This window comes from Bradyrhizobium sp. STM 3843, assembly GCF_000239815.1.
GTDB lineage: Bacteria > Pseudomonadota > Alphaproteobacteria > Rhizobiales > Xanthobacteraceae > Bradyrhizobium.
The window spans coordinates 32351-45653 of sequence record NZ_CAFK01000336.1 but is presented as its reverse complement, the minus strand read 5'-3'; the positions used below and the strand labels follow the sequence as shown (position 1 = coordinate 45653).

General features: G+C 60.7%; 11 protein-coding genes. 8 read left to right on the top strand and 3 right to left on the bottom strand.

Features of this window, described 5'->3' with window-relative positions:
* Window positions 1-9 precede the first annotated feature (9 nt).
* Window positions 10-540, bottom strand: a complete 531-nt coding sequence (locus BRAS3843_RS39145; RefSeq protein WP_008974429.1) for a DUF3592 domain-containing protein — start codon at window positions 538-540, stop codon at window positions 10-12.
* Window positions 537-1001 carry a hypothetical protein gene (locus BRAS3843_RS37075; RefSeq protein WP_008974428.1) on the bottom strand — a complete coding sequence of 155 codons (465 nt, stop codon included), beginning with the start codon at window positions 999-1001 and terminating at the stop codon, window positions 537-539. Before BRAS3843_RS37075 ends, BRAS3843_RS39145 begins: the two co-directional genes overlap by 4 nt.
* 485 nt (window positions 1002-1486) lie before the next feature.
* Here BRAS3843_RS37075 and BRAS3843_RS37070 point away from each other — a divergent pair, with 485 nt between their 5' ends.
* Window positions 1487-1783, top strand: coding sequence for a DUF2061 domain-containing protein (locus BRAS3843_RS37070; protein ID WP_008974427.1), 297 nt, complete (start codon window positions 1487-1489; stop codon window positions 1781-1783).
* Between the two features lie 227 nt (window positions 1784-2010).
* Window positions 2011-2298 carry a type II toxin-antitoxin system ParD family antitoxin gene (locus BRAS3843_RS37065; protein ID WP_008974426.1) on the top strand — a complete coding sequence of 96 codons (288 nt, stop codon included), beginning with the start codon at window positions 2011-2013 and terminating at the stop codon, window positions 2296-2298.
* A 99-nt stretch (window positions 2299-2397) separates the two neighbouring features.
* Here the strand turns inward: BRAS3843_RS37065 and BRAS3843_RS37060 are convergent, their stop codons facing one another.
* Window positions 2398-3180 carry an alpha/beta hydrolase gene (locus BRAS3843_RS37060; protein ID WP_008974425.1) on the bottom strand — a complete coding sequence of 261 codons (783 nt, stop codon included), beginning with the start codon at window positions 3178-3180 and terminating at the stop codon, window positions 2398-2400.
* Between the two features lie 786 nt (window positions 3181-3966).
* Between BRAS3843_RS37060 and BRAS3843_RS37055 the strand changes: the two genes are divergently transcribed.
* From BRAS3843_RS37055 to BRAS3843_RS37035, 6 genes are all read left to right on the top strand, one after another.
* Window positions 3967-5610, top strand: a complete 1644-nt coding sequence (locus tag BRAS3843_RS37055) for a hypothetical protein (RefSeq protein ID WP_008974424.1) — start codon at window positions 3967-3969, stop codon at window positions 5608-5610.
* Window positions 5611-5681: 71 nt separating this feature from the next.
* Complete coding sequence (locus tag BRAS3843_RS37050) at window positions 5682-7883, top strand: AAA family ATPase (protein WP_008974423.1); 2202 nt, start codon at window positions 5682-5684, stop codon at window positions 7881-7883.
* Window positions 7864-8667 carry a hypothetical protein gene (locus BRAS3843_RS37045; protein WP_008974422.1) on the top strand — a complete coding sequence of 268 codons (804 nt, stop codon included), beginning with the start codon at window positions 7864-7866 and terminating at the stop codon, window positions 8665-8667. Before BRAS3843_RS37050 ends, BRAS3843_RS37045 begins: the two co-directional genes overlap by 20 nt.
* A 95-nt stretch (window positions 8668-8762) precedes the next feature.
* Window positions 8763-8975 (top strand): hypothetical protein, encoded by a 213-nt coding sequence (locus tag BRAS3843_RS41160; RefSeq protein WP_139025089.1) that lies wholly within the window; start codon window positions 8763-8765, stop codon window positions 8973-8975.
* A gap of 980 nt (window positions 8976-9955) precedes the next feature.
* Entirely contained in the window at window positions 9956-12211 is a 2256-nt protein-coding gene (locus tag BRAS3843_RS41150; RefSeq protein ID WP_139025088.1) for a hypothetical protein, read from the top strand.
* A 254-nt stretch (window positions 12212-12465) separates the two neighbouring features.
* A complete protein-coding gene (locus tag BRAS3843_RS37035; protein ID WP_008974416.1) occupies window positions 12466-13296 on the top strand; it encodes a pentapeptide repeat-containing protein in 831 nt (276 codons plus the stop codon).
* The last annotated feature ends 7 nt before the right edge of the window (window positions 13297-13303 follow it).

Here is a 13303-nt window from a genome sequence, read left to right as displayed (position 1 = left end):
CGAAAGCCGTCATCCAGTCTCGCCGCTTGCGATGACGTGTTTCGCGCGATGCCGCTTGTCGTCGCGACCGGCCTGTATGAGCCTCTCGGCGCCATAGGCTGCGAGCCCCCAGACCAGGCCGAACCCGGTCCAGGCAAGAATCGGCGTCCAGAATTCGAGGAAGGTTCCGACCACGGCCTGCTGCGGATCGCGCGGGTCGTAAAACACGGGCAGCTTCTCGCCCACTTGATAGCGCACGAGGCTGGACCTGACCGCTCCGGCGACCGTGACGACGCCGCCCTGCGCCGTTTCGAAGCGCACCAGCGGTGCGTAGTCGAAGACGTCGGCGGGCGCGCGATAAGGCGAGCGGCGGCCGACGCCGCCGATCCGGCTCGAACGGCGCAACTCGAGCGTCACCTCGCCCTCGGCGCGCTCGTAGGCGCGCAGGACTTGGATGCGCTCGACCCCGTCGCGGCCGCCGGCGAGGAAACAGAAGCCGGCCAGCGCCGCGAAAACCAGCACGAAGGTCCGCGGAGACAGCTTCTTAAAGACGCCCCTCATGGCAGAGGCTTCCACAATTCGATAGCGAAGCCGCGGGCGTCGAGATGCCAAAGGGGCTTGCCTGCCAGCGCATCCTTTCCCACGCAGCGCCACTCGAACAACGTGTCGTGCCCGGAGACGGCTGCGGGAACCGTGCCACCCGGATTCTCTCGGCAATAGCGCGAGACGGCCTCGTTTGTCCGCGAGGTCGCGATCTTGGCGCAGGGAAGGTTGGCGCCGACATAACAGGCGAGCGGCTTGCCGCCGGCGCAGCGATAGACCGCCGCATCAGCCGCCTCCTCCGGGCCCGAGAGCTCGAACAACTTCGCTACGGCAGGCGCCATGTCCGGCGGCAGATCGCGGGGTGCGTCGTCGTTGCCGACGCGCCGGCAGTAATCCGCCGGCTGCTCGGCCTTGGCCTGCGCGGCGGCGCTGGCGATAGCGAGCAGCGCCAGAGCCGTGGCTCCGAAGCGGTGTCTCATGGCGAACTGGATCCTTGTGAAGCGATCGCAGTCTTGCCGGGACTATGTCGTTTGCGAGGCGATCGCACCGAAGCACGCGCCCTGAAACAGTTGGCCGCGCGAGAGTGGCGCTGGCGGCAGAGATAGAGAGAGCGCGGCAAGGCGGATTGAGCACCGCGCCGAACAAAGCAGCCCGGAACAGATGCGCGCCGGCTGGTGGCACGCCTCATCGCGAGGCCGCCGCGACCGCGGTAAGGTTAATAATTGGTTTCAATTGTCGGTAAAATTTTATCGATTATGATGTTGATCCGTCGGGCGGCCGGTAGAACCCGCTGACGAGGTTCAGTCGACGCGGGCGCAAATCCACGGACCTCCCCGACATTCAGCGATGACGACCAACGGGAACCTTCATGTTCAGCGCGATCACTTCCGAGAAGCGCGCACCGCACGACTTGTGAGGGTCTGCGGACACTCGGACCATTCATAAAACCGAGGAGAGCATCCCAATGCGTAAGGCGATCGCCAAGGCCCTGACGTGGCGAGTGATCGGAACCGCCGAAATTTTTGCGATCTCTTTCTGGACCACCGGGCACATCGCGACCGCCGGCAACACCGCCGGGCTCGTCGCCATCACCTCGGTCGTCATGTACGTGGTGCACGAGTTGGTATGGAACTGGCACGAAGGCCGCACCGAGCTGATCGGCCTATCGCGTATTCGATTGACACCGGGCGTACAGGTCAACAATGACGTCTTCGTCGAGCCCGGAAATTCGCCGATCCCGACGCCGCCATGCGCAAGCTGACGGAGCTGGCGCATGCATGCGGGATGATAGAGAGTCTCCGGATCTAATCGAGCAGATCAACGGTGCTTCGTTCCGACTTGAAGGGCATGCCGGTCAGATACAAGTCAGCTCTTGAGCGGCACGGCTGCTGCCAAGGGTGCGCACCAACACTCGGGTCGAGGCGATCAAATCCGTATCGCATAATATGCCATATGGATTCGCTTTCGAATGCCCCGGGGACGATGCCAATGCCCATCAGAAATGTCGTGCTGACGGAGCGTCAGGAAGAACTCCCAGAGACTCTCGTCAAGTCTGGCCGCTATCAGAATGCCAGTGAAGTGCTGCGCGATGGTTTGCGGCTCGTGGAGCAGCGCGAGGCGGAGGATGCGAGCAAGCTGAAAGCCCTGCAAGCAGCGGCTCGCGTCGGCGTCGCTGCGCTGGATCGGGGAGACTTCAAAGAATTCGGAAATATCGAAGAGCTACAAGCTTATTTAAATGACCTCTCGGAGAAGGTCATCTCCCGAACCGCCGAATAGGGCAAGCATGGCCGAGCGGGGATGGCGCGTTCGTCTCGGCGGTTCGCACGCACGACCGGACCGCCAATTGCCATTCGCACTGCGCGGCCGCGACGAAGTCTACCCGGGCTCCCGCACGTAGAGCGAGATAAACCGGTCGATCATCGGGTTGATCTGCTCCGGCACTTCCAGCGACAGGAAATGCCCGGAGCCGACGGCCTTGGCCGTGACCAATTGCGGGCACAGTGCCGCGAGACGATCCAGATCCGCGAGCCGATGGGCCGCTTCGATGTAGAGTACCGGGACCCGGCACGCCTGGGCGCACTCACGCGCCCGATGCACGTCCCAGGGAAACAGACTTGTAAATGTGGACACCAGCACGTGCTGTGGCGTCGCCAGAAAGGTCTGTTCAACATGGGCGCGGCACCTGTCCGTCGGCAGACAGGAGTCCGCCACAATTTTCCGCACCTCGTCCGCAAAATCCGAGCCCCTTAAGCCCTCCAGATACCCGGCGAACACTGTCCCTGCTGAGGCAGGGAAGAGCACCCCTGAATCGAGCAGCACCAGGCCTGCAGGAAAGTCCGGATAGCGGGCGGCGATTTCGAGCGCCATGTTGCCACCCATGCTTTGACCCACAATGACCGGCTTTGTAATCTGCTGTCGTTTGCACAGCCAAACGAGATCTTCGGCGAAGCCTTCGATCGAATACGTCTGTTGCGGCTTGTCGCTCTCACCATGCCCCCGCAACTCGGCATTCAACGCCCGACCTTGACGAGCGAAATACTCCATCTGCGGTGCAAAATGCGTGCGATCTCCGCCCAGGCCATGGACGAACAGGAACTGAAGCGGTCCCGCCCCGGCGATGTCGAAGGACAGTTGGATGCCGTCATGCGCGAGTTTCATGCGTCATCTCCGTATACATTGACAGTCCAGGTGTCTCTGTCTCTGGCGAGTCCTTAGTTTCACGGCCGCTAGAACCGCTCTCAGGTGCTTCAGGCCAGATTTGCGGATTCGTCCAGAAGGTGACGCCAGGGCGGACGATGGCGCGGCCAAGGTTACCCCGAGGCGCAGTGGCGTGTCTTGTAGTAGCTGGCGCGCCATTCAGAATAAAACCGCGAATTCATATACCATTGAAATTAAGTTATAATTTTTCGCCAGAAATAATCAGATCGAGCCGGCCGGAGCTCCCGCTCCGCAGACAGAGGGGCAAGAATTTCACAAGAAAATTCAAATCTCTAGACCTTACTTGCATGTGAATTCTTAGTCGGCACGACAGCCCTCTGTTCAAATCGCCGTGCAAACCTCGCCGGCGTCAAGCCAAGCGCGCTCCTGGAGCGACTAATGCGGAGGACGCCTCACATCGATCCAGAACTGGCAGCCGAAGACTCAATCGAACCAGACCGGCGACGAAGCGACAGCAGCCATCGGAGAACAAGACAATGAGCCCTCCTTCTAGGCTGAAACTCGCGGCAAACGCAGAACGACGCATAAAGGACGTCGCAACTTCGTTTGGCTAAACGGTTCGAATTGAACCTCCCTATGGTTGTGCGACAGAGGGGTCGCATCTAGGTTCCGCGCTGGCCGGATTTCTCGAGTTTGCCGCCTAAAGACGATTTCCGCGACGCGGCCTGGACGCCTGCGCCGCCCATGCGCCTCCCTCACGGAGTCGCCAGACCAGGAGACGACTGCATGTCCACCTCAGCATCCCCGAAACTCGCGGAATCGACCGCAGTCAATGAGGCCGTCAAGGCGCGGATGGCGCCGAAGCAGGCGACGCAGGTCGCGCCCGTCGACATCACCGCCAATCCAGTGGCGAAGATCGTCTTCAATCCCGAAGCCACTCCGGAGGAGCGCAGCCGCCAGGTCGGAACCCTGCTTTCGCCTGACCTCGCCGAGGAGTGCAAGGCGTCGATCAAACAGCTCGAGGCCTACAAGGAATATCTGGCGCAGCAGCGCACGCTGATGCAGCGCAAGCTGATCGAATTGTCGTCGACGACCGTCTTTGCCAAGATGAAGCAGACGTTTGCGGACATGAACAAGGGCGTCCTCGACTTCCGCGAGATGATACGGCCGTTGGTCGACAATCTGGATGCGCTCTACACGCTGCGCACCGCCGGCGACAATGTCGTGCTGGATACGTTCGCGGAGATTGAGGAGGATCGCAAGCGCGAGGCTGATTGGGATCGCCGCACTTCAGAAACCGAATCTGAAACGCGGCAAATTACCTCCGACAGAGAGATGCTCGATCGCGACATCGCCAAGCTGAAGACGCAAACCGGCCTGTTCGGCGGTATCAAGAAATCCGCACAGGTCGAAATCGCCGCCAAGGAGCTCCTGATCGCCAAGCGGATGGATGACCTGAAGACCTGCCGCGACAAGGCGCTGGCGATCATCGCGGAAAAGGCTGAGCACGACGCCAAGCAGGGCAAGTTCAAGGCCGAGAAGGACCAGGTCCGCAAGATGCTCGACATCTCCGGCCCCGAGCACGTCAAGCGCGTCGAAGGCATCATCAAGGCGGCACTCGACTACATCGACAAGTCGCAGGTCACGGTCTCGGAGCTGCGCGACGAACTCGGAGGGATCGAGGGGCAAGCCGATAAGCTCGTCAAGATCAATTCGCAGATGATCACGGTGGTCGCGATTCTTGACAAAGGCATAGACCTCGCCTGCGCCGCGAACAAGCAGAAGGTTCAGGCGCTGTCGACCCCCAAGGAGGGCGAGGATACCCTCGCCCGTCTCGAGCGCGAGCGCAAGAAGAACGATTTTGAACGTCACGTGACCAATCTGCTGGACAGCGGGCGGAGCACCAAGAAGACCGTGGCCGATCTCGAGAAGGACGCGGTCGACGCCAACACCTTCCACGACGCCCTCGGCAAGCAGAATGTCAACCTGCGCGAACTCTCCAGCGACGGCATCGCCAGTGTCGCCACCAGCCTCAACACCACCATCCAGGCGCTCAACAACTCGGCGCTCAACGAGGCCTCGGAGAGCGTGCGCGATTCAATGCGGGCGATGAATGCGGTGACAGACGACGTAGCCAACAAGGAGGTCATCCGCCAGGCGCTGCAGGTCGACGAGGCATCCAAGCGGATCATGGAGAAGGTCGAGTCCATGTCGAGCATCGCCGAATCGCTGCAGGCCGCCAACAAGCTGCGAGAAGACGGGCTCTCCAACATCCAGAGCCGGCTCGGGGAGCTTAGCGATGTCACCGCCACCGTACGTGCGCGGCTACAAGAAAGCATCGGCTTGGACGCCAAGGGTCCCGGTGCGTCGGCCGCTTCCGTGGCGCCGAAACCGGTCGACGACAAGGAAATTACTTTCGGGCAATTCTGAGCCCCGCCCGCGGACCGGGCTCTGCCGGTCCGCGCTTCCCCACCTCCAAGCCTGACTGATGGAAATCCGAAATGGCCGATAACTTCCTGATCACCGGCAGCGAGAAGCTCGCCAGCCGGAAGAACTTCAAGCTGGTTGGCCGCACGGAGAAGTTCGAGGAATTGTGCACCATCCTGACGCGGATGGAATCCAACAGCGTGATCGTCTCAGGTCCGAGCGGCGTCGGCATCACCACGCTGGCCCTGGCCCTTCAAGCGCGCAAGTCCGACCCCGACGCACCGTTCGACATCGTCAATAAGCGGCTGTTCTGGCTCGACACCGACGGCCTGTTCGGCCTCGGCGACAACGACGCTATCGTCAAGCAGTTTAAGGCCATATTTGCGACCCTGAACCGCACCCCCGATAGCGTTTTGATCGTGGAGGATACGCTCGATCTGATCGATGCGCTGCGCAACAGTGGGCTGATGCACATCGTCAACGCGTTGACGGCGATGGTGAAGGCGAAGAAGACGCAGGTCTTCCTTGAGGTGCGCGAGGCCGACCTGACACAGGTCCTTAAGTGTCACTCCGACTTCCGCGATCACTTTACGCTGATGGACCTGACCGAGCCGGTCGGCGCTGAACTCGAGGAGATCGCACTGCACGGCGCCAGGGACCTCGAGGAGAGCTACGAGGTCCGGATCGATCCGGCTGCGGTGAAGGCCGCCATCGACATGTCGAGCAAGTACCGTTCACTCGATACGGGCCTCACCGCGGCGCAGCCCGCGCGCACCCGTACCCTGCTCGACCGCGGCATGGCGCGCTATCTGCTGCGGGCGCATTCGACGCCGCCACTGCTCGCGGAGCTGGAGGCAGAGCTCGCGCGTCTCACGGAGAGCGGGTCGTCATCCGGAGACCAGGAAAAGGCCGCCTCCGTGCGCGCCGCCATCGCCCGCCATAAGGCCGAGTTCGCCGAATACCAGGCCAAGATCAAGGGTTACTACGCGGCGCAACGCGACGGCGAGAAGTCGATCGCACAAATGGAGGCCCAACTGCGTGGGCTCGAGGAAGAGGAGAAGAAACGGCACCTCGACGATCCCGCCGGCAAGACCTCCACCGGCGATGGCGACTTCGATCTGATCGCCAGGGCGTCCGGCTATGCGACGCCCGAGATTCTCAAGCTGCGCGGCGACATCGCGCGGACGCAGGCGGCCGTCGACGAAAATCGGGTGAAATACAAAGCGGTCACGAAGGAGATCAACGATCGGCTGCTGTTCACTGCAAGCATGGTGATCGATGAATTTTCGCTGATCTCCGGCATCGACGCCTCCAAGCTCAAGCAGAACGACGCCGTCAAGCTGCTCAATCTCCATGGCTCACTGAAGCGGCGCGTGTTCGGTCAGGACGCGGTGCTCGATCATATCGATCGTGCGGTCAAAGTCTGGCGACGAGGGCGGCGCACCGACAGGCCGCTGCCGTTCCTGTTCTGCGGCGCCAGTGGCGTCGGCAAGACCGAGGTCTCCAAGGCGTTGGCGGAGGCACTGTTCGACACCGACAAGGCGCTGAACCGCTACGACATGGGCGAGTTCATGGAAAAGAACGACGTCACCAAGCTGATCGGCGCGCCTCCGGGCTACGACGGCTTCGCGGCGGGCGGCGAGATGACCAACTCGGTGCGGGCCAATCCGTATCAGGTCATGCTGTGGGACGAGATCGAGAAAGCTCACCCCGACATCTTCAACATCTGCCTCAACATCCTCGACGACGGGCGCTGCCGCGACAACCTGGGCCGCAAGGTCGAGTTCGGCGACGTGGTGATGCCAATGACCACCAACATCGGCGCGGATCATGCGCTGAGGGTCGGTACCGGTCCCGGCGACTTGAGCCAGGATGAGGCCTACGAACTCACCATCCGCGACCTGAAGAAGGCCTTCCGAACGGAATTCCTGAACCGCTTTGAGGGACGCGAGAACATCATCCTGTTCCACAAGCTCAACATGGACACGATCGAGAAGATCGTGTTCCGCGAAATCTCACGTATCAACGCCTTCTACGCGGCGCAATCGATCGACGTGCGCTTCCCAGAAGCGCAGCTACGGGAGTTCTGCGACAAGATCTATTCGCCCGAGATCGGAGCGCGCGGCCTGCCAGGCCGCATTAAACGCATCGAGGCCATGATCGTTGAGAAAACGATGGCGGACGCCACCTTCAGTGGCACCCTCGACATCGGCTTCGATGCCACAAGCCGCAATTTCACGTCGAACTGGATCGCCCATGACAGAAAAGCCGCATAACGACGCCGATGCGTTGCTGCACGGCATCGACAAGACGCTGTCCGACTTCAAAACCAAGGCCTATGAGGCCAAGAAATCCTATGACCAGTCCGAGGTCGGGCGCGCCCACCGAGAGCTGAGCGCGCTCGGCCGGTTCTGGTCGCAGTTCGTCCGCTCCTGCGGGTGGATCTACCTGCAGTTGATCGCTCCGGTCACCTGGCGGATCTACCGCTTCGTGCGATGGGCGTTCGCCCGCTACCGCGCGCTTTGGGCGCGCTGCGTCTACGCCAAGGACGCCTATGGTGATCCGGAATTCAGCAAGGCGCGCGGCGGAATCATGATCCTCGCGACGATCGCCGCCTGCTACCTCGTCTATGGCGCAGCGACCGTCACTGTGACCCTACCCTGGTACCTTGCCACTGTGCGTCACGACGAGCAGCTGTATCTTTCCAACTCCCAGAACGTCTCCAGTTCCCAAACCGAAGGCCTGGAGATCCACGAGGTCTACGGTTGCGAGACGCTGCCCTGCACCGAGCAGAACACGGTGACGTTCCGGGTGCGTTCGACCTGGTTCAATGAGATCTGGAGTATCCTCCATCATGGCTCGCTATTTTATCCCGGCTACGTCGCGGCGGCGGTCAGCCCGGTGCTGAACCGCTGTGTTATCACCTCCTACGGTGTCCGCAGGAAATTCCTGGTTCGGTCCTGGGAGCTCTATCCCGACCTCGTGCAGGTCGAATGCATGCCGACCGACGCTGGTGAAGGCAAGGATAGCAAGGTGATCAACAACAGGGACTATCGCTAGGTCCACTTCACGCCGATCTATGCGACGCCCACGCTCCGACGCAGCGCCCTATCGGCTCGGCGACATTCTCGCCCTGGCACGAGGGCCGCACCGAGATGATCGGTCTTTCGCGTATTCGACTGACACCGGACGTATACGTCAAAAATGACGCATCGAGCCCGGAAATTCGCCGATCCCGACACCCCATGCGCAAGCTGATGGAGCTGGCGCATGCATTCTCTCAAACCGTGCGCTATCGTAAGCAGGTAAAAAACTGGCGCGCCACGGCCGATGAAGACGGACACTACTGCTTCGCCGTGGCGCTCTGATGCCACAATGCCGCAGCCCGCCACGCATCCCAATCGGCAAAGCTGCGATATCCAATGACATTGCACTCGGCCTCGCTCTCTACACGTGACCACAAGTCTGAAATCGTCCCCGCGCTGGCACCGATCAAGACAACTCTAACATCCGGTCGATACCAATTAGCATCGACATTGCTCCAGCAATGCTACTAATAACCCAACACAGCGAGGTGAAATCCTTGCGGCTAGGATCAATGATCGATCTTGTGAACGTCGCACTTGAAATGGTGGGTACCGCTCATACCACGAGCGTCTTGCGATGGGCAGCCCCTAGTGCTGCTGCAGATTTTTCATCTCTGAGCCTGCATTAGAAGTCCACTCTTGACTCAATCACCGCGAGAGGCGTGAATAAAGATATATTTTTCGAATTTCGGGGGGTGATAGTGGTAAAATCATCTTTGATTTTCGTTTCTATTGCTTGCCTGTCGTTGGCGTGCACTGCGAAGGCCGCCACACTGGACATTACTGGTCTCCCCGGGATGGGAGGTTTGATCGGATTGGCCGCGCCCGGGGCCAACGGAACGGCGGGTGGCTCAGTCGTTGCGATAATTCCGCCGAACGCCGATTTCAGCAACACGGCAAACGCGACAGGAGGAGCCGGTGGTGCTGGAGGCGCTGGCGATACAGGATTTGCTGGAGGCAATGGTGGCGCGGGTGGAAGCGCGACGGCGCTTGCGGTTACCACTACAGGAAGCAGCTCGGGAATTGGCTCCGCTTCTGCGGTGAGTACAGGGGGCGCAGGTGGCTACGGCGGCGCCGGTAGTCCCAACGGCAACGGCGGTTCGGGAGGGAATGCCAACTCAAATGCGATCGTACTTGGGGCTCAGAATCCCACTGTCTTCTCCAGTGCTACGGGTGGCAATGGCGGATCAGCACAAAATGTTGCCACAGGCGGGAATGGTGGCAACGCTAACGTGCAAGCGACTGCCATAGGAATACAGCAGGTGAATATCTCCGCGGTAGCAACTGGAGGGAATGGTGGCGGCGGCGCCCCTATCACCAATGCCGGCGGCAATGGAGGTTCGGCTACACTGTCGAGTGCAGGTCTGGGCGGCCCTGCAGTATTTGGCATTTCCACAAATGGCGGCACCGTCACGGTTTCGGGCACTGCGATTGGCGGCGACGGCGGCATGGGATATTCTCCCGGCAATGGGGCATCCGTGAGCCTTTCGAGCAACGGCGGTGCGAACGACGCAGTTGGTGGCGCAACGAGCGGCGCACTTTACCTCACTCAAACGGCCATCGGCGGAAATGGGGGTAATGGGGAGGCTGGAGGGGCGGGAGGCAATGCGAGCAGTACGCTGGTGGGCACTAACCCCTTCGGTGCTCTAAGTTACAATCTCAGCACCTATGCGGTGGGCGGTCGAATGGGACAAGGAGTATATTTCGGAGGTCCTAATGGCATGGCCAACGCACAAACCACGGCGAGCAGCTCGGTTATCGGTGGCAGCGTAAGTGCATTCTCGCAAGCGATGGGAGGGGGCGCTTCTTATCCTCTTTTCCTCGGTAACGGAGATGGCGGCAGTGCGGTCGCAAACTCGACAGCCATCAATAGCGGAATAAATGGTGGTGCTAATTCGACCGCATACGCCTTTGGCGGTGCCGGTGCCTGGCCAGGATCGTCAGGTAGTGGCGGCAACGGTGGCAGCGCGAGCGCAAGCGCGACGGCAACAGCAACCAATGGAGCGCCAGTCAACGCGTTATCCACCGCGAAGGGCGGGGATGGCGGAACGTCTGAACGCGGCAACGGTGGCGACGGTGGCTTTGCTATTGCAATTTCCAATGCGGTTGGCTTGGCGAGCGGTTCTGCGACTGCAGCCGCAACTGGAGGCAATGGCGGAGCCACCGATTTCTCTCCAAACGGCGGGAACGGAGGTACGGCTACCGCTATGGCCAATTCCAGTACTTCAAGCGCTGGGACGGCAACGGCAACGGCAACTGGTGGCAACGGTGGCGACAACCTTCGAGTCAGAGCCGGTGCTGGAGGTGCTGCTGCTGCAACAGCCGGCGCAACTGGTGGAGGCATCGCAATCGCGAAAGCCTCCGGTGGAAACGGCGGATCCTCGGCAATTTCGGCCGGATCAGGAGGCGCGGCATCCGCGAACGCTGAAACAACGGGAGGTGGAGCAGCAATCGCGATCGCGACCGGGGGCAATGGTGGGTTGGCGGAAAACATCGCCGCGGCCAATGGAGGCGCGGCTTCGGCGACTGCAAGCGCCGCAAACGGAGGGCCAGCAATTGCAAATGCAACCGGCGGAATAGGATCTTCCTCGCTCGGGTTGGCCAGCGGCAATGGTGGAATGGCGACTTCAATAGCCGTTTCAACGGCGATGCAGGGCGGAGTTGCAAACGCGACCGCAACCTCGACCGGTGGCAGTGGGGGTGTCCTTTCTCCCTGTTGCAATGGTCCGAACACTGTCGGCATTGCTGGCGCAGCAAACGCCACTTCAATCGCTAGGACAATTAATGGCAACTTAGCTGCAGCGCGATCATCGGCCTCTGGTTCTAGCGGACAGGCACTGGCAACCGCTCGGACGACGTTTTCGAATGCAGTCACAGTTCAAGCTGCTTCCAGTAGCCAAGTTAGTGCCGCTGGCGCGGCCACTGCGCAGGCCCAGGTAGGCAGCGGCATCCCTACTAGCACTGCCCTGGTTGCAGGCCAGAGCTTCTCGGCAGTGAGTGCGTACAATTCGGGGGCTCTGACACTCGCTTTGGGTTCGATGGGCGCCAGCGGACTTGGGGACGCACTTACGTATCAGGAATCCGCGACATTCTCCCTCTATGGAGGGGGCACACCCTTCCTGCTCGATCTAACCGGAAGTAATGCCATCGGGACCGGCTTCGACAGCGCACATTTTGAGCTGTTGGACAATGGGAATCTACTAGTTTCCCAATCCTTCTCCGATTTGGCAGCTGCGCAAGCCTTCTTCTCCAATAGCCTCCTGAGTTTTTATCTGGTGAATGGATTTAATGACATTAGGCTAGCCTTTTCCGAGGTCATGAGTAGCGGTGAGGGATTCAGCTTTGATTTCACTTCAGCTGGGATTTCAGCCACTCCGCTGCCACCTGCTTGGACTATGCTCGCAATCGGGCTCGTCGGTCTGCTTGGGGCTTCCTACCGCAAACGGATCAAGCAACGAGTGAATGAGATGTTTGGAGTCGGGCGAAGTATTGCCGCTTCATTGCCATTTAGCCCCTAGGCTGCGGTTTGGGCCGAGGTGACTAACCGCGACCTAGGTCGACCACATACGGGTCGACAAAGGGTTCCCGCACGGCTGCGGCGATAAGGGAACTGTTGCCGGCCGCCCAAGTCTCAGGGATGCGCATGCGCCTGTATTAGATGTCCTGCGCCGAACGCCCTGTCTTTGGGCTTTTAACTTGGATCAGTCGATTAAAGTCCGCATGATGAAGATCCGCGACCATCTGAACGTGCGCGGGGAGCGGAGAGACGGCAATGCTGTTTCGTCTCGCATTTGCCTTGGTATCCTTCACGACGGTGCTGTTTGATCCCGTTGAGGCGGTATCGCAGGACATGCTGCGAAGCGTCGACCTCAACAGCCCCGAAATGTCGACTTCGGAGATGACGCGTGCCGAGGTCGAGGTGCGGCTCAAAGGCGCGCCTCAAGGCGCGGCAGGCCACCGGTCTTTGGATTTGGAAGGAACGCGGCTGTCGCACCTCGATCTTTCGGGCCTCGACTTCTCCGACGGCAATCTACGGCTCGTTAAGCTTAACCGGACCAACCTGAAATACGCGCGCCTCGATCGGGCCATTCTGAATCAGGCTTGGCTGATCGATGCCGATTTGACGGGAGCGTCGCTCGCAAAGGCCTCGCTGCTCGGCACGCAGATGCAACGCGCCAAGCTCGGCGGTGCCGATTTGAGCGGCGCGCGCATCGCTGCCGACCTTTCCGGCGCCAGCCTGATCGGATCCAAGCTTGTCGGCGCCGATCTGAGTGCTGACATGCGCAACCAATCTATGGGCATGATGCGTGGCGTGCTCAAATCCGCCGATCTCAGGAATGCGGATCTGAGCGGTGCCAATCTCTCGCGTACCGATCTCGAATTCGCAAAGCTGCAGAACGCCAATCTTTCGAATTGCAACCTCACCCGCGCCGACCTTTCCGGGGCCGACTTGTCCAACGCAAATCTGGCCGGTGCCGATCTCACGGAGGCCGACCTCGCCTCGGCCTTGTTGCCGAGCGCGGCCGCGCTGGAAAGAGTTCAGAATCTCGACAAGGCCAGAAACTTGCATCTGGCGCGGCGACCACCTCAAGGGTCGCAGTGATCGAGGC